Origin of the sequence: Pseudarthrobacter chlorophenolicus (assembly GCF_000962805.1) — a bacterium.
GTDB lineage: Bacteria > Actinomycetota > Actinomycetes > Actinomycetales > Micrococcaceae > Arthrobacter > Arthrobacter chlorophenolicus_A.
In genome coordinates this window covers 63,913-79,410 of record NZ_JZTW01000018.1, presented here as the reverse complement: position 1 = coordinate 79,410, position 15,498 = coordinate 63,913, and the positions used below count along the sequence as shown (strand labels likewise).

The 15,498-nt window shown below is 65.0% G+C and carries 12 protein-coding genes; 7 read left to right on the top strand and 5 right to left on the bottom strand.

Going from position 1 to position 15,498, the window contains the following annotated elements; genetic code table 11:
• Positions 1-26 precede the first annotated feature (26 nt).
• Positions 27-578: a dihydrofolate reductase family protein gene (locus UC32_RS16600; RefSeq protein ID WP_045732294.1), complete on the top strand. Its 552-nt coding sequence runs from the start codon at positions 27-29 to the stop codon at positions 576-578.
• Positions 579-595: 17 nt separating this feature from the next.
• Here UC32_RS16600 and UC32_RS16595 read toward each other — a convergent pair whose 3' ends face one another.
• Entirely contained in the window at positions 596-1,063 is a 468-nt protein-coding gene (locus UC32_RS16595) for a PaaI family thioesterase (protein ID WP_200896406.1), read from the bottom strand.
• A 184-nt stretch (positions 1,064-1,247) separates the two neighbouring features.
• Here UC32_RS16595 and polA point away from each other — a divergent pair, with 184 nt between their 5' ends.
• The 3 genes from polA (at position 1,248) to rpsA (ending at position 7,021) form a co-directional block, all read left to right on the top strand.
• The gene (gene polA / locus UC32_RS16590; protein WP_045732292.1) at positions 1,248-3,890 is read left to right on the top strand and encodes a DNA polymerase I; all 2,643 of its coding nucleotides are present in this window, start codon (positions 1,248-1,250) and stop codon (positions 3,888-3,890) included.
• An 87-nt stretch (positions 3,891-3,977) separates the two neighbouring features.
• Positions 3,978-5,267, top strand: coding sequence for a GNAT family N-acetyltransferase (locus UC32_RS16585; protein WP_045732291.1), 1,290 nt, complete (start codon positions 3,978-3,980; stop codon positions 5,265-5,267).
• A gap of 278 nt (positions 5,268-5,545) precedes the next feature.
• The gene (gene rpsA / locus UC32_RS16580; protein ID WP_015937000.1) at positions 5,546-7,021 is read left to right on the top strand and encodes a 30S ribosomal protein S1; all 1,476 of its coding nucleotides are present in this window, start codon (positions 5,546-5,548) and stop codon (positions 7,019-7,021) included.
• 191 nt (positions 7,022-7,212) lie between these two features.
• Here the strand turns inward: rpsA and UC32_RS16575 are convergent, their stop codons facing one another.
• Genes UC32_RS16575 through UC32_RS16560 form a run of 4 tightly spaced genes read right to left on the bottom strand, consistent with a single transcriptional unit; the run spans position 7,213 to position 10,709 of the window.
• Entirely contained in the window at positions 7,213-7,746 is a 534-nt protein-coding gene (locus UC32_RS16575) for a GNAT family N-acetyltransferase (RefSeq protein ID WP_045732290.1), read from the bottom strand.
• Positions 7,730-8,431, bottom strand: a complete 702-nt coding sequence (locus UC32_RS16570) for an IMPACT family protein (RefSeq protein WP_152642648.1) — start codon at positions 8,429-8,431, stop codon at positions 7,730-7,732. Before UC32_RS16570 ends, UC32_RS16575 begins: the two co-directional genes overlap by 17 nt.
• A 44-nt stretch (positions 8,432-8,475) precedes the next feature.
• Entirely contained in the window at positions 8,476-9,774 is a 1,299-nt protein-coding gene (locus UC32_RS16565) for an ABC transporter permease (protein ID WP_082072182.1), read from the bottom strand.
• Positions 9,771-10,709 (bottom strand): ABC transporter ATP-binding protein, encoded by a 939-nt coding sequence (locus UC32_RS16560; protein WP_045732289.1) that lies wholly within the window; start codon positions 10,707-10,709, stop codon positions 9,771-9,773. Before UC32_RS16560 ends, UC32_RS16565 begins: the two co-directional genes overlap by 4 nt.
• 95 nt (positions 10,710-10,804) lie before the next feature.
• On the opposite strand from UC32_RS16560, the gene coaE reads away from it, so the two are divergent.
• The 3 genes from coaE to UC32_RS16545 all read left to right on the top strand — a co-directional run bounded on the left by coaE (position 10,805) and on the right by UC32_RS16545 (position 15,448).
• Positions 10,805-12,019 carry a dephospho-CoA kinase gene (coaE, locus tag UC32_RS16555; protein ID WP_045732288.1) on the top strand — a complete coding sequence of 405 codons (1,215 nt, stop codon included), beginning with the start codon at positions 10,805-10,807 and terminating at the stop codon, positions 12,017-12,019.
• 80 nt (positions 12,020-12,099) lie between these two features.
• Positions 12,100-14,214: an excinuclease ABC subunit UvrB gene (gene uvrB / locus UC32_RS16550; RefSeq protein WP_045732287.1), complete on the top strand. Its 2,115-nt coding sequence runs from the start codon at positions 12,100-12,102 to the stop codon at positions 14,212-14,214.
• 205 nt (positions 14,215-14,419) lie between these two features.
• Positions 14,420-15,448 (top strand): TerC family protein, encoded by a 1,029-nt coding sequence (locus UC32_RS16545; protein WP_045732286.1) that lies wholly within the window; start codon positions 14,420-14,422, stop codon positions 15,446-15,448.
• Positions 15,449-15,498: the final 50 nt, after the last annotated feature.

The following is a 15,498-nucleotide window of genomic DNA, read 5'->3' as shown; positions in this document are numbered from 1 at the left end:
CCTTCACCGTTGGCTAGGCTTGGCCCATGCCACGCATCCAGTATTTCGTAGCTGCCTCCCTGGACGGTTTCATCGCCACCACAGGAGACGATCTCGGCTGGCTCCTGCAGTTCGACGGTTTCGAAGGCGGCAGTGACAGCTACGAATCGTTCATGGCGGACGTTGGCTGCATCGTCATGGGCGGTGAGACCTACGCTTGGCTGATGGAACACGAACCGGGCACATGGCCGTACGCTTCAACACCCTGCTACGTCTTCACCCACCACGAACACGCAGCGCCGCCGGGCTCCGACATCACGTTCGTCAGGGGCAGCGTTACCGAGTTCGCCGATGACTTCCGCGCGGACGCCGCGGGCCGGAACATCTGGGTGGTGGGTGGCGGAAACCTCGCCGCCCAGTTCGCAGCCGAGGGTCTCCTGGATGAGATCATCCTCTCCACCATCCCGGTCCTCCTGGGCGAGGGCAAGCGCCTGCTGCCCGTCCAGGGTCCGACGGCGCCGCTTGAGCTGACTGCCTCCCGCACCCTGGGCAGGGGCATCATTGAGTCGCGGTACCTGCTCAACAGCGGCGTCGCCTGAGCAGCACTCGGAACGCCCTAGGCGCGGGTGTTGTCCCGGAGCATATTCGTGATCCTGGCGGTGGAGAGCTTGCGGCCCTGCTCGTCTGTCATCACGATCTCATGCGTCGCCAGGGTGCCGCCCAGGTGGATGGCGGTGCAGGTGCCGGTCACCAGGCCCTTTGCGATGGACCGGTGATGGGTGGCGTTGACCTCGATTCCCACGGCATGGCGGTGGGGGCCGGCGTGCATGCAGGCCGAGAACGAGCCGAGGGTTTCGGCGAGGACAACATGCGCGCCACCATGCAAAATGCCCGCCACCTGGGTGTTCCCCTCTACCGGCATGGTGGCCACGGTCCGTTCCGGGCTCATTTCCAGGAACCGGATCCCCATTTTCACCACCAGCGCGCCGATGCCAAACTGCCCCAGCCAGCCGTGCAGGTGCTCCGGTATACCGGCCTCGGTGAGCTCTGCCTCGAAGGGGCCGGGCGTGAAATTGTCCATCATGCCAACTAGGCTGGCACCTGTGAGTGAAACAACCAAACCGGCCCCTCTTCCATCCCCAGTACTTCCGCAGGGCGCCGCCGCCCAGGACGCAGCCCCCTCAGCCGGTGAGTCGGTTTCAGCCACTGCCGCCCCCGTCGTACCGATGACCGGCCAGCCCCGGCTCCTGGTCCTGGACGGCCATTCCATGGCATTTCGCGCATTCTTTGCCCTGCCTGCAGACAAGTTCTCCACGTCCAACGGGCAGCACACCAACGCCATCCACGGCTTCACTTCCATGCTGATCAACCTCATCAAGGAACAGCAGCCCACCCACATCGCCGTGGCCTTCGACGTCTCCGACGAATCGACCCACCGCAAGGCCGAGTACAGCGAATACAAGGGCGGCAGGAACGAAACGCCGCGGGAGATGAGCGGCCAGATCGACCTCATCGGCCAGGTCATGGAAGCTTGGGGCATCAAGACCATCAAGATGCCCGGCTATGAGGCCGACGACATCCTGGCCACCCTCGCGGCGATGGGCGAGAAGGCCGGCCACGAGGTACTGCTGGTTTCCGGTGACCGCGATGCGTTCCAGCTCATCACCGACAACGTCTTTGTCCTGTACCCGAAGAAGGGCGTCAGCGACATCCCGCGGATGGATGCCGCGGCCATCGAGGCGAAGTACTTCGTCCCGCCCTCCCGCTACTCGGACCTCGCCGCACTGGTGGGCGAGACCGCGGACAACCTCCCTGGCGTGCCGGGCGTCGGTCCCAAGACTGCGGCCAAGTGGATCAACCTCTATGGCGGGCTGGAAGGGGTCCTGGAACACCTCGACTCCATCGGTGGAAAAGTGGGGGACTCCCTTCGCGAAAACGTGGACAACGTCAAACGGAACCGGCGCCTCAACCAGCTGCACACTGACCTGGAACTTCCGGTCACCCTGGACGACCTGTTTGAACCCCGCCCCGACCAGGCAGCCCTGGAAGACCTCTTCGATGAGCTCGAATTCAAAACCATCCGCAGCCGGCTTTTCGCGCTCTATGGGAATGACGACGCCCCCGCAGCCGAACGCGAAAGCATTGGAGCGCCTCCGTACACCGTTCCGGCCACCCGTGACGAACTCGCTTCGTTCCTGGCCGGAGGGGACGGGCAGCGCTCAGCCCTCGCCGTCGACCTCGTCCCGGGACGCATCGGCGAAGACGCCGCCGGCCTGGCCATCGTGCGTGCGGGTGCCGCCGTCTACCTGGACCTCACCGCCCTGGACGCGGACACCGAAAATGAGCTGGCGGCCTGGCTCCGTGACCCCGAGTCGCCCAAGGTCCTGCACGGGTTCAAGGCCGCTTTGAAGGCACTCACCGCGCGCGGACTGGAGCTCGAAGGCGTGGTGGACGACACGTCCATCTCGGGCTACCTCATCCAGCCGGACCGGCGTACCTACGAACTCGCCGAACTGGCCCAGCACCACCTCAATGTCGGGATGCCCGCCGCCACTGCAAAGGCAGGCCAGCTTGAGCTGTCCTTCGACGGCAATGACACCGCCGCCGCCGAGGCCCTCGTCCAGGCTGCCGCCGTCGTGCTCGCCCTGAGCCGCTTCTTCGAAACGGAACTCAAGGAACGCCGCGCGGAGGAACTGCTGTCCACGCTGGAACTGCCGGTCAGCCGCGTCCTCGCTCATATGGAGCTGGCCGGGATCGGGATCGACCTGGACCGCATGGATGAACAGCTCGCCGACCTCGCCAGGGTCATCGACCAGGCGCAGGAGCAGGCTTTCGCGGCGATCGGCCACGAGGTTAACCTTGGTTCCCCGAAGCAGCTGCAGACGGTCCTGTTCGAGGAACTGCAGCTGCCCAAGACCAAGAAGATCAAGTCCGGGTACACCACCGATGCCGCATCGCTGAAGAACCTCCTGGAAAAAACCGGCCACGAGTTCCTGGTCCAGCTCATGGCCCACCGCGAAGCCGCCAAGCTCCGCCAGATGATCGAGTCCCTGAAGAAGTCGGTAGCCGAAGACGGCCGGATCCACACCACCTATGCCCAAAACGTGGCAGCCACCGGCCGGATCTCGTCCAACAACCCCAACCTGCAGAACATCCCCATCCGCAGCGAGGAAGGCCGGCGCGTCCGCGGCATCTTCGTGGTCAGTGACGGCTACGAGTGCCTGCTGTCCGCGGACTACTCACAGATCGAAATGCGGATCATGGCCCACCTGTCCGGAGACGCCGGGCTGATCCAGGCGTACAAGGACGGCGAGGACCTGCACCGGTTCGTCGGCTCCAACATCTTCCACGTGCCCACAGACCAGGTCACCAGCGCCATGCGCTCCAAGGTCAAGGCCATGTCCTACGGCCTGGCCTACGGACTGACGTCCTTCGGGCTGTCCAAGCAGCTCGAAATCTCCGTGGACGAGGCCCGCACCCTCATGAAGGACTACTTCGACCGGTTCGGCGCCGTCCGCGACTACCTGCGGGGAGTGGTGGACCAGGCCAGGGTGGACGGCTACACCTCCACCATCGAAGGCCGCCGCCGCTACCTGCCGGACCTCACCAGCACGGACCGCCAGCTTCGCGAGAACGCCGAACGCATTGCGCTCAACAGCCCCATCCAGGGCTCCGCCGCCGACATCATCAAACGCGCCATGCTCGGTGTGCACGCCGAACTGCAGGCACAGGGACTCAAGTCGCGGATGCTGCTGCAGGTCCACGACGAACTCGTCCTCGAAGTGGCGCCCGGAGAACGTGCGGCGGTGGAGGCGCTGGTCACCGAGCAGATGGCTGCCGCCGCGGACCTCAGCGTGCCGCTGGAAGTCCAGATCGGCGTCGGGCCCTCCTGGTACGACGCCGGGCACTAGGCTGCGTGCGCAGGCACGCCCTCGCCAGGGCGTGTCTGCGCTGGTCAGGCGCCGGATGCATTGGTTACGCTCTCCCTTGTGGCTGATATGAGCGGAAACTATGACATCCGGCGCTTCCCTGCGGTATCCAAGGGGAAGGACGGGTATGCCGAAGCCGAAACCTGGGCACAGGCCGTAGGTTTCGGGTTCCATGAGTCCACCCGGACCCCCGAGCACCGCGAACGTTCGCTAGCCACCTACGAGGCGGATGGACGCATCTTCACCGGCGCTTACCAGACCGGCACCGTGGCGCCGTCGTCGCTGCCGGCAGAGGTACCGGTAGCTACGTTCGGAACGTTCCGGAAGACCCTGAACATCGGCTTCGGCCGCATGCTCGAAGCGCAGCTGGTCACGGCCGTGACTGTCCGCACCTCGCACCGCCGGCGCGGCCTGCTGCGGCGCATGATGACCGAGGACCTGCAGGGCGCCAAGGACGACGGCATTGCCGTGGCCGCGCTGACCGCCTCCGAAGGATCCATCTACGGGCGGTTCGGCTACGGCGTGGCCAGCCTTGAACGCTCCGTCAAGGTGGACACCACCGCGCGGTTCAAGCTGGCGCACCAGGCCGCCGGGACCATCGATGTCGCCGATCCCAAGGTGCTGCTGGACGTGGCGCCGGCCGTCTTCAACCGCGTCCACCGCAACACGCCTGGGTCCATCGGCCGGCAGGACTGGTACCGGCAGCTGGCCTCCGGTTCCCTGGGCCGCGACGGCAAGGAGGACCCGGCCATCAAGGTGGCGCTCCACTATGCTGCCGACGGCGGCGTGGACGGCTACGTCTCCTACAAGTTCCTCGGCTGGGAAACCGAGCCCTACACGGTCGAGGTCGTGGACCTCGTGGCCGCCACGGACCACGCCTACCTTGAGCTCTGGGAGTACCTCTCGGCCATCGACCTCGTGGAGCGGGTCTCCTGGAACGAAGCGCCGGTGGACGATCCACTGGCCTGGGCGCTGGCGGACCCGCGGTGCATCGATGCTTCGGACAGCCGCGACATGCTGTGGCTGCGGCTCCTCGACGTGCCCGCGGCGCTGGCCGCCAGGCACTACCCCGCAGACGGTCGGCTGGTGCTGGCGGTCGGCGACACCCTCGGCCTCACCGGAGGAACCTTCGCCCTTAATGTCGAAGGGGGGCAGGCCGCCGTCGAACGCGTCCCCGACGATACGCCCGCCGACCTCGAACTGGACGTCTCCGCGCTGGCCTCGATCTACCTGGGCGGTGTGTGCCCGGTGACGCTGAAGGCGGCCGGGAAAGTCCGCGAGGCTGCACAGGGGGCCGCGTTCAAGGCCAAGCAGATGTTCGCCGTTGAGCGGGCAACACACTGCCTTACCCACTTCTGACCGTTGCTGCTTCCCGCTTCCAGCCGGGGACGCGAGGCCGATTGACGGGGCGCCGGGTGGGCTGCCGCTTTTGACCCTTGTTGTGCGCTGCGACTAGAATAAACGGGCGTGTACCACGTGCACGCTTCTGCGGTGATAAAACACCTCAGTACACCAATCCATAAATCAGGATGACCCGGGGATTCCGTCGGATTTCCCGCGAATCGCGCCTGCGTTCCATGACGCGGGTGCGCCGGTCCGCCTGACCGACTAACTATCCACAACGGAGCCCCTACTACATGACCATCACCTCCACCGAGAAGCCCGGTACCCCCGTAGTCGCCATTAACGACATCGGTACCGCTGAGGACTTCCTCGCCGCAGTCGACGCGACCATCAAGTACTTCAACGACGGAGACCTCGTCGAAGGTACCGTCGTCAAGGTCGACCGCGACGAAGTCCTGCTCGACATCGGTTACAAGACCGAAGGTGTCATCCCCTCCCGCGAGCTGTCCATCAAGCACGACGTTGATCCCGGAGACGTTGTCTCCGTTGGCGATCAGGTCGAAGCCCTGGTGCTCACCAAGGAAGACAAAGAAGGCCGTCTGATCCTCTCCAAGAAGCGTGCTCAGTACGAGCGCGCCTGGGGCGACATCGAGAAGGTCAAGGAAGAAGACGGTGTCGTCACCGGTACCGTCATCGAGGTTGTCAAGGGTGGTCTTATCCTCGACATCGGCCTGCGCGGCTTCCTGCCCGCATCCCTCGTCGAGATGCGCCGTGTGCGCGACCTTGCTCCGTACATCGGTCAGCAGATCGAAGCCAAGATCATCGAGCTGGACAAGAACCGCAACAACGTGGTCCTGTCCCGCCGTGCATGGCTCGAGCAGACCCAGTCCGAGGTCCGCTCCACGTTCCTCAACAAGCTGGAAAAGGGCCAGGTCCGTCCCGGCGTTGTTTCCTCCATCGTCAACTTCGGTGCATTCGTGGACCTGGGCGGCGTAGACGGCCTCGTCCACGTTTCCGAGCTGTCCTGGAAGCACATCGACCACCCGTCCGAGGTTGTCGAAGTTGGCCAGGAAGTCACTGTCGAGGTCCTCGAGGTCGACCTGGACCGCGAGCGCGTCTCCCTGTCGCTCAAGGCTACGCAGGAAGATCCGTGGCAGACCTTCGCCCGCACCCACGCCCTCGGCCAGGTTGTTCCGGGTAAGGTCACCAAGCTGGTTCCGTTCGGTGCGTTCGTTCGCGTCGAAGACGGCATCGAAGGCCTGGTCCACATCTCCGAGCTCGCCGTGCGCCACGTTGAGCTGGCTGAGCAGGTTGTCTCCGTTGGAGACGAACTGTTCGTCAAGGTCATCGACATCGACCTGGAACGCCGCCGCATCTCGCTGTCCCTCAAGCAGGCCAACGAGGGCGTCGACGCCGACAGCACCGAATTCGATCCCGCTCTGTACGGCATGGCCGCAGAGTACGACGAAGAGGGCAACTACAAGTACCCCGAGGGCTTCGATCCCGAGTCCAACGAGTGGCTTGAAGGCTACGAGAACCAGCGCGCCGCCTGGGAGCAGCAGTACGCTGACGCCCAGACCCGTTGGGAAGCCCACAAGAAGCAGGTTACCCAGCACGCCGCCGACGACGCTGCAGCAGCAACGTCCGGTGACAGCGACTCGGGTGCCACCAGCTACTCCTCGGAGCCCGCTGCCACCGATTCCGGTGCCGGCACCCTGGCTTCGGACGAGGCACTTGCTGCCCTGCGCGAGAAGCTGACCGGCAACTAATTTGCCGCCGGCCCTTCGGGGCTGACACAACAAGACCCCCTGCCGTACGGCAGGGGGTCTTGTTGGCTTAAAGCTGAGGCTGACCAAAATGCGTGATTCTTAGCCTCCCGGAACGCGGTGTTCCCTGCAATCCCGCTGAGCGGTGGCCAACCGGCACCTGTAAGTGATGCATGTGAGATCCGGAATGCGGCTCACTGCCAGTCGGATGAGAGGTCGACGACGGCGAGGACCGTTCCGTCGTCGTCGGGCGTGAGGCGGCAGCCGGCTGAGGCCAGCAGACGCTGGGCGGCGCGGTTCCCGGCCAGCGTCCGGGCGGTGACCCGGGAGAGTCCCGCACGGCGGGCGTAGTCAAGAACGAGCGCCAGCGCAGCGGTGCCGACGCCCCGGGACCTGAAGCTCCGTCCCAGCCAGATGCCCGTCTCTGCCGTGGGAACCTCCGCCGGTGCGACCCGTTTCAGGCGCACGGACCCTGCAGCGTTGCCCCCGCTGAAGACCGCCCAGCTCTTTTCCCCGGCGTCACCGTCCAGTCCTGCCGCGGCTTCGCGGTGGTAGTTACGGAACCACGCTGTGCGTTCCGGGTTCCAGCCTGGCCCGCCCAAAGGGGGAGCCACCTCGTCCGGGGACGCATCCCGGTGGGCCAGGGACAGCAGCTGTTCCAGTACCAGCTCATCGACGTCCACCAGCGTCACGCCGGGGGAGTGCTGCGGTTCAGGCGTTGGGCACATCAATCCACTCCGTTCCTTCGGGGGCCAGCGTGGCGGATCCGGCGGTCAGGCCCAGCACCCGTTCGGCAGCGGCGGAGACTTCATTATCGGTGTCCGGCACGGCGATGCGCAGCACCGTGTGGCTGCCTCCGTAGCTGGTGCCGGCCATGGTGAAACCGCCGGAACGCAGATCGTTCTCGAGCCGTCCGGCAACGCCGTGCGGCACTGGGATGGCGCAGATCCGGAGCCGGCTGCGCCGCACCAGGGGCGCCAGGGCCAGCGCCGATGACACAGATTCCGAGTAGGCACGCACCAGGCCGCCTGCACCCAGCAGGATGCCACCGAAGTAACGGACGACGACGGCGCTGATGTCGCTGAGGTCCGTGGCCCCGGGCGCGGTTTCCTTCTTGGTGAGGGCTTCCAGCATCGGGATTCCGGCGGTTCCGGAGGGTTCGCCGTCGTCACTGGAGCGCTGGATTTCCCGGTCGGGGCCGATCACGAACGCGGAACAGTGGTGCCGGGCGTCGTGGAACTCGCGGCGGAGGTCTGCCACCAGTGAACGGGCTTCGTCTTCGCTGCCCGAACGGCGCAGCACGGTGATGAACCGGGACCGCTTAATTTCCAGCTCGTGCCGGAAATCGTCCCCCGCCAACAGTGCGGTGTAGGCCGTGGCCCTGCTGTTCCCGGGCTCCGCTGCATCCACCACGGGGTCAGTCTAGCCCGAGCCGAAGGGCTGCCACTGCGGCGGCGCTACTTGCCGGCGGACTCGCGCGGGCGGCGGCGCAGGGTCTTGGCCAGTGACAGCTTGCCGGTGTACTGGATGGACCCGTAGCGGAACAGGTGCACGGACAGGCGGAGCGTGAGGACGCCGACGATGAACAGTTCGGCTATGACGATGATCGACTCGGCGGGGCTCAGGGTTCCGAAGCCGTTCCGGAGCATGGCGGTGACGGGCGCCGAGAGCGGGAAGTAGGTAAACACTTGGACGATGGGGGACCGGGGGTCGCTCAGGATGAGGCTGATGGCGTAGAACGGCACGAAAATCAGCGCCATCAGCGGGCCGAAGACCACGCCGGCTTCCTTGGCGTTGGGCATCACCGCGCCAATGGCCCCCAAAACGGCAGTGAACAGCAGGAAACCGCCCAGCAGCAGCAGCGCGCCCACCATCAGCGGGCCCGGTTCGAACACGACGTCGGAGAGATCGATGTCGGGAAGGGACAGCCTGTCCCTGAAGAAGGCAAAGCCGATGACGACCGGGGCCAGGAACACCGAAATCTGCACGAGGCCCACCAAAAGGAGCGAGATGATTTTCCCGATGATCAGGGTGGTGGGGTTCAGCGTGGTCAGGATCATTTCCGTGACCCTGTTCTCCTTCTCCTCGAGGGTGCTGTTCAGCATCTGGTTCGAGAGGAGAATGATCATCACGTAGAAAAGCACCAGGAACATCAGCGGCGGCACGGCGGCTCCGAAGCCGCCGGAGGCCTGCCCGTCACGGTAAGTCTCGGTGTCCACCTTGATGTTCCCGCTTGCTGCCGCCGTCAGTTGCGGTGAGCCAATGTCTGCCTGCGCCGCCAGCATGAGCAGTTGCTTGGCCACCGCCTCGTAGGTTCCGTTGGCGAAAACCCCGCGGTCCGCGCCGTACACCTGCACCGGTTCGGCGGCGGGGTTGGCAGGATAGGCGAAGTAGGCATCCACGGTCCCGGCCTTGACGTCAGCGAGTGCCTGCTCCGGGTTTGCCGCTTTGGATCCGCCGGCTGCCCGGCCGGCGGCCTCCGGGATGATCCCCGACGCGTCCGTGTAGGTGAAAGACAACGCTGCGTTCTTCTGTGCATCCGCCGACGCACTGGTTGAGCTGTTACTGACGAAGATCAAGGCAAAGACGATTGCCGTCACCACGGGTATGGCCAGCGTGGCGATCCAAAACCGGGGCTTCTTGGTGGTGCGGAAGAATTCAAACCCCACCACGGTGCCAAGGTTATGCCAGCGCACCGCCGGGCGCCGGGCCGGGATGGGCGGAGTGGAGGCAGAACGTGATGGTGCAGTGCTCATGGCCGGACCTCCGCGGGTTGGTCCTGTTCCCCGTAGACCCGGATGAAGATTTCATCCAGGGAAACGCGGGCTGTGGTGAAGCTGCTGACGCCGGCTCCGGCGGTGACAAGCTCGCGCAGGACGGCTGCCTGCCCCGCGCCCGGGCGTGGGGCCAGCTCGGCGTACCCGCCGGAGTCGAGCGCGATGTCGTACAGGGTGGAATGGGGCAGGACCCCGTCGTAGCCCACCCGGTAGACGGTTCCGCCGAACTGCTCCTGCACCTCCTCCACTGTGCCGTAGGCGCGGGACGTGCCGTCCTTGAGGAGGATGACGCGGTCGCAGAGCCGTTCCACTTCTTCCATCTGGTGGGTGACCATGATGACCGTGGCGCCGGCCAGTTTCTGTTCTTCGATGATGTCCATCAGCAGGCGGCGGTTCACGGGGTCGAAGCCCTTCGTGGGTTCGTCCAGGATCAGCAGTTCCGGGGCGTTCATGATAGTGACGCCGAGTTGGATCTTCTGCTGCTGCCCACCGGAGAGTTTGTCCAGGTTGGCGGCAGCCTTGTCCGCCAGCTGCACGCGCTCCAGGTAATCGAGGGACCAGGCTTTGGCCTGCGCCTTGCCCAGGCCCTTGAGCCGGCCGAAGTAGACCATGACGTCCAGGACCGGTTCCTTCTTGTACAGGCCGCGCTCCTCGGGGAGATAGCCCAGCCTGGCGCCGTCGCTTGGTTCAAACGGTTTACCGCCAATGTGGAGCGTCCCCGCGGTGGGCTGGTAGATCCCCAGCAAGGCGCGCAACGTCGTGGTTTTCCCAGAGCCGTTGCTTCCCAGGAACCCGAAGGTTTCCCCGGCACGCACGTCGAAGGACAGGTCCCTGATGACGGTGGCGTCACCAAAGTCCATCCGGAAATCCTTGATGTGGACCAGCGGCTCCGTGGCCGCACCCCCTGCAGTCATGGACTCAGACTATCGAACCGGCAGGCTGTCCCGGCCCTGCGCCCCGGGCCGGGAATGTGGCGCGGCGGCGCGTGCCTTCCGTCTAGGCTGGGACGGTGTTGAAGATCGGATTGACCGGCGGGATCGCGTCAGGGAAGTCGGTGGTTGCCTCCCGGCTGAAGGAGCGCGGGGCGGTCCTGGTGGACGCGGATGCACTCGCCCGCGAGGTGGTGGAGCCCGGCACCGAGGGACTGGAACGCATCGTTGCCGAATTCGGCCAGGACATGCTCGACGCCGAGGGCCGGCTTGACCGTCCACGGCTCGGTGAGGCGGTGTTCGGCAACAAGGACCGCCTGGCGGCGTTGAACGGTATTGTGCATCCGCTGGTACGCGCCCGTGCTGCAGCCATCACCAATGCCGCGCCGGAGGATTCGGTGGTGGTCCAGGATATTCCCCTGCTGGTGGAGACCGGCCAGGGCAGCAACTTCCACCTTGTCCTGGTGGTAGACGCCCCGGACGGCTTGCGGCTGGAGCGGATGCAGCAGCTGCGGGGCATGAGCGCTGAGGCGTCCCGCTCCCGGATGGCAGCGCAGGCTCCGCGGGATACCAGGCTGGCCGCGGCCGACATCGTCCTGGACAACTCCGGCACCCTGCAGCACACACTCGAGCAGGTGGACAACCTTTGGGACAGCCGCCTGCTGCCGTACGCCCGGAACCTGGCAGCCGGCGTGCGGGCCGCAAGGGACGGGGCGCCCATTCTCGAGGCTTATCGGGAGGACTGGCCGCAACAGGCCGAACGGATCGCCGCGAGGCTCATGGCCGCGGCTCCGGGGCTGATCCTTGCAGTGGACCACATCGGCTCCACCTCCGTCCCGGGCCTGGCCGCGAAGGACGTCATCGACCTGCAGGTTGCGGTCTCCGGGCTGGATGCCGCGGACAGGCTGGCCCCGTTGCTGGGTGCGGCAGGCTTCCCGCTGGTCCCCGGCGCGGGCCAGGACACCCCGAAACCAACCGACCCCGATCCGGGCCAGTGGCAGAAGAGATTCCACGCCAACGCCGATCCCGGCCGGGCCGTCAATATCCACGTACGGGTGGCAGGCTCTCCCGGCTGGCGCTACGCCCTGCTGTGCCGGGACTGGCTGCGGAACGATTCCTCAGCGCGCAGCCTCTATCAAACGCACAAGGCGGAACTTGCGGCGGCGCACGCAAGCTCGGGCAGCACCAGGGCCTACGCGGAGGCCAAGGAGCCGTGGTTCACGGACGTCGCGTGGCCCGCAATGGCGGCCTGGGCCGGCGCAACCGGGTGGGAACCGCCGTCGTACGCGCCCTGAAGGCGCGGATACCGCATCTGGATGTTCGCCCGTAACGGACTGGAACGTCCAGTGTCAGTGCCCGGTTGTAGATTAGATCCATGAGCCTTGCGCAGGATATCAACCGTGTTGTAGCGCCTTTCGAAGTCATCAGCGAGTTCAAGCCGGCCGGCGACCAGCCTGCCGCCATCGCCGACCTGACGGAGCGGATCAACAACGGCGAGAAAGACGTGGTTTTGCTGGGCGCCACGGGTACCGGCAAGAGTGCCACTACCGCCTGGCTCATCGAACAGGTGCAGCGGCCCACCCTGGTGATGGTCCAGAACAAGACCCTCGCCGCGCAGTTGGCCAATGAATTCCGTGAGCTGCTGCCCAACAACGCGGTGGAATACTTCGTGTCGTACTACGACTACTACCAGCCTGAGGCCTACGTGGCCCAGACGGACACCTTCATCGAGAAGGACTCGTCCATCAACGAGGAAGTCGAGCGGCTGCGGCACTCCGCCACCAACGCCCTGCTCACGCGGCGCGACGTCGTTGTGGTGGCCACCGTGTCCTGCATCTACGGCCTGGGCACCCCGGAAGAGTACATCGCCGGCATGGTGACGTTGCGCAAGGGCGCCGAAATGAACCGGGACGACCTCCTCCGGAAGTTTGTCTCCATGCAGTACGCCCGCAACGACATGGACTTCCACCGCGGGACGTTCCGCGTCCGCGGCGACACCGTGGAAATCATCCCCATGTACGAGGAACTCGCCATCCGGATCGAGTTCTTCGGGGACGAAATCGAGAACATCCAGACCCTTCACCCGCTGACCGGCGAAATCATCCAGGACGAAGAAGAGATGTACGTCTTCCCGGCTTCGCACTACGTGGCGGGGCCCGAGCGGATGAGCCGCGCCATCAAGCGGATCGAGGACGAACTGGCAGAGCGCCTCCAGGTCCTTGAGAGCCAGAACAAGCTCGTCGAGGCCCAGCGGCTCAGGATGCGGACCACCTACGACCTGGAAATGATGCAGCAGATGGGTTTCTGCAACGGCATCGAAAACTACTCCTCCCACATCGACGGCCGTGCCCGCGGCACGGCGCCGCACTGCCTCCTGGACTATTTCCCGGACGACTTCCTGCTGGTCATCGACGAATCCCACGTGACAGTGCCGCAGATCGGCGCCATGTACGAAGGTGACATGTCCCGGAAGCGGAACCTCGTGGACTTCGGGTTCCGGTTGCCCTCCGCCATGGATAACCGGCCGCTTAAATGGGACGAATTCCTTGAGCGCGTCGGCCAGACCGTCTATCTGTCGGCAACGCCCGGCAAATACGAGCTGGGCAAGGCTGACGGCTTTGTCCAGCAGATCATCCGGCCCACCGGCCTGATCGATCCAGAGGTGGTGGTCAAACCCACCAAGGGGCAGATCGATGACCTGCTGGGCGAGATCAGGACGCGTACCGAAAAGAACGAACGTGTCCTCGTGACCACCCTTACCAAGAGGATGGCCGAAGACCTCACCGACTACCTCCTGGGCCACGGCGTCAAAGTCGAATACCTGCACTCGGACGTCGACACGCTGCGCCGCGTGGAGCTGTTGAGGGAGCTCCGGATGGGGACCTTTGATGTCCTTGTCGGCATCAACCTCCTGAGGGAGGGCCTCGACCTGCCCGAGGTTTCCCTGGTCAGCATCCTCGACGCCGACAAGGAAGGCTTCCTCCGGTCCTCCACGTCACTGATCCAGACCATCGGCCGTGCGGCCCGCAACGTCTCCGGCCAGGTGCACATGTACGCGGACCGGATCACTGACTCCATGGCCCAGGCCATCGATGAAACCAACCGGCGCCGTGCCATCCAGGTGGCCTACAACACCGAGCATGGGATTGATCCGCAGCCTCTGCGGAAGAAGATCGCCGACATCACGGACCAGCTGGCCAAGGAAGACGCCGACACCGATGCGCTGCTGGGCAGCTTCGACTACGGCAAAGGCAAGCGTGGCATTACAGGTGCAACGAAGGCCGGTGCGAAGAAGGGAGCTGCGCAGGTACGGGCGGACGGCCTGGCAGCAGCACCGGCAGAGGACCTGGTGGGCATGATCGCGCAACTGACCGAGCAGATGCACGGGGCCGCGGCGGAACTGCAGTTCGAAGTGGCCGCCCGCATCAGGGACGAGGTCAGCGAACTGAAGAAGGAACTGCGGCAGATGCAGGCCGCCGGCCACGCCTGACACATACGTCACCCCGGGGTCGCATCCAGCTGCGCTGCGGTACAGTTAACGTCACGTAGGGGAGTATCCCAAAGCGCTACGATCGTCAACACGCAGGGCATGGTTGCCCGGCCGGGCGTAGCGGGCCCGCCGCATCAGCACCAAGTGCCCAGGCTGGCCGGAGAGACTTACACCGCATCTCTGTACCCCGCGAAAGGCTACCCCTGTGCTCGAATTGCCCTTGTGGTTCGAGGTCGGCTCATTTGTCGTCCTCGGCCTGATCCTCCTGATCGACCTGCTTTTGGTCGTTCGCCGCCCGCACGAACCGTCCATGAAGGAAGCCGGACTGTGGGTGGCGTTCTACGTCACCCTGGCCCTGCTGTTTGCCGGCGCCATGTTTATCTTCGCCGGACACGAGTATGGCGGCCAGTTCGTTGCAGGCTGGGTCACTGAGTACAGCCTCAGCATCGACAACCTCTTCGTCTTCATCATCATCATGGCCCGGTTCTCGGTGCCCAGGAAGTACCAGCAGGAAGTGCTGATGGTGGGCATCATCATCGCCCTGGTCCTGCGCGGCATCTTCATCCTTCTCGGCGCCATCGTGATCGAGCAGTTCAGCTGGGTGTTCTATATCTTCGGTGCCTTCCTGCTCTGGACCGCCTGGAAGCAGGCCCAGGACGAAGGCGAAGATGAAGAGGACAAGGAAAACCCCCTCATCGCCCGGATCCGCAAGGTCATCCCCATGTCGGAGAAGTTCGACGAAGGCAAGCTGCGCACCACCGTGAACGGCAAGAGGGTCTTCACCCCCATGCTGATCGTGTTCATCACCATCGGCCTGACGGACCTCCTGTTCGCCGTGGACTCGATCCCCGCCATCTTCGGCCTCACCCAGAGCCCGTTCATCGTGTTCACCGCGAACCTGTTCGCCCTTATGGGCCTGCGCCAGTTGTACTTCCTGCTCGGCGGCCTCATGAACCGCCTGGTGTACCTGAAGCACGCCCTCTCCTTCATCCTGGCGTTCATCGGCGTCAAGCTGGTCCTGCACGCCATGCACGTGAACGAACTGCCGTTCATCAACGGCGGCAAGCACATTGAGTGGGCACCTGAAATCCCCACGTTCGTGTCCCTCGCGGTCATCGTCGGAACCATCGTCATCGCCGTCGTTGCCAGCCTCCTCAGCTCCAAAGCGAAGGAAGCGCACATGGACCCGCGCCTCGAAGAGGACGTCCGAAAGAGCCACAGCGACGCCGAGTAGACACTCCGTCCCGCTTCAGCAGACAGCAGTCCCGGCCGCATGCGCGCCGG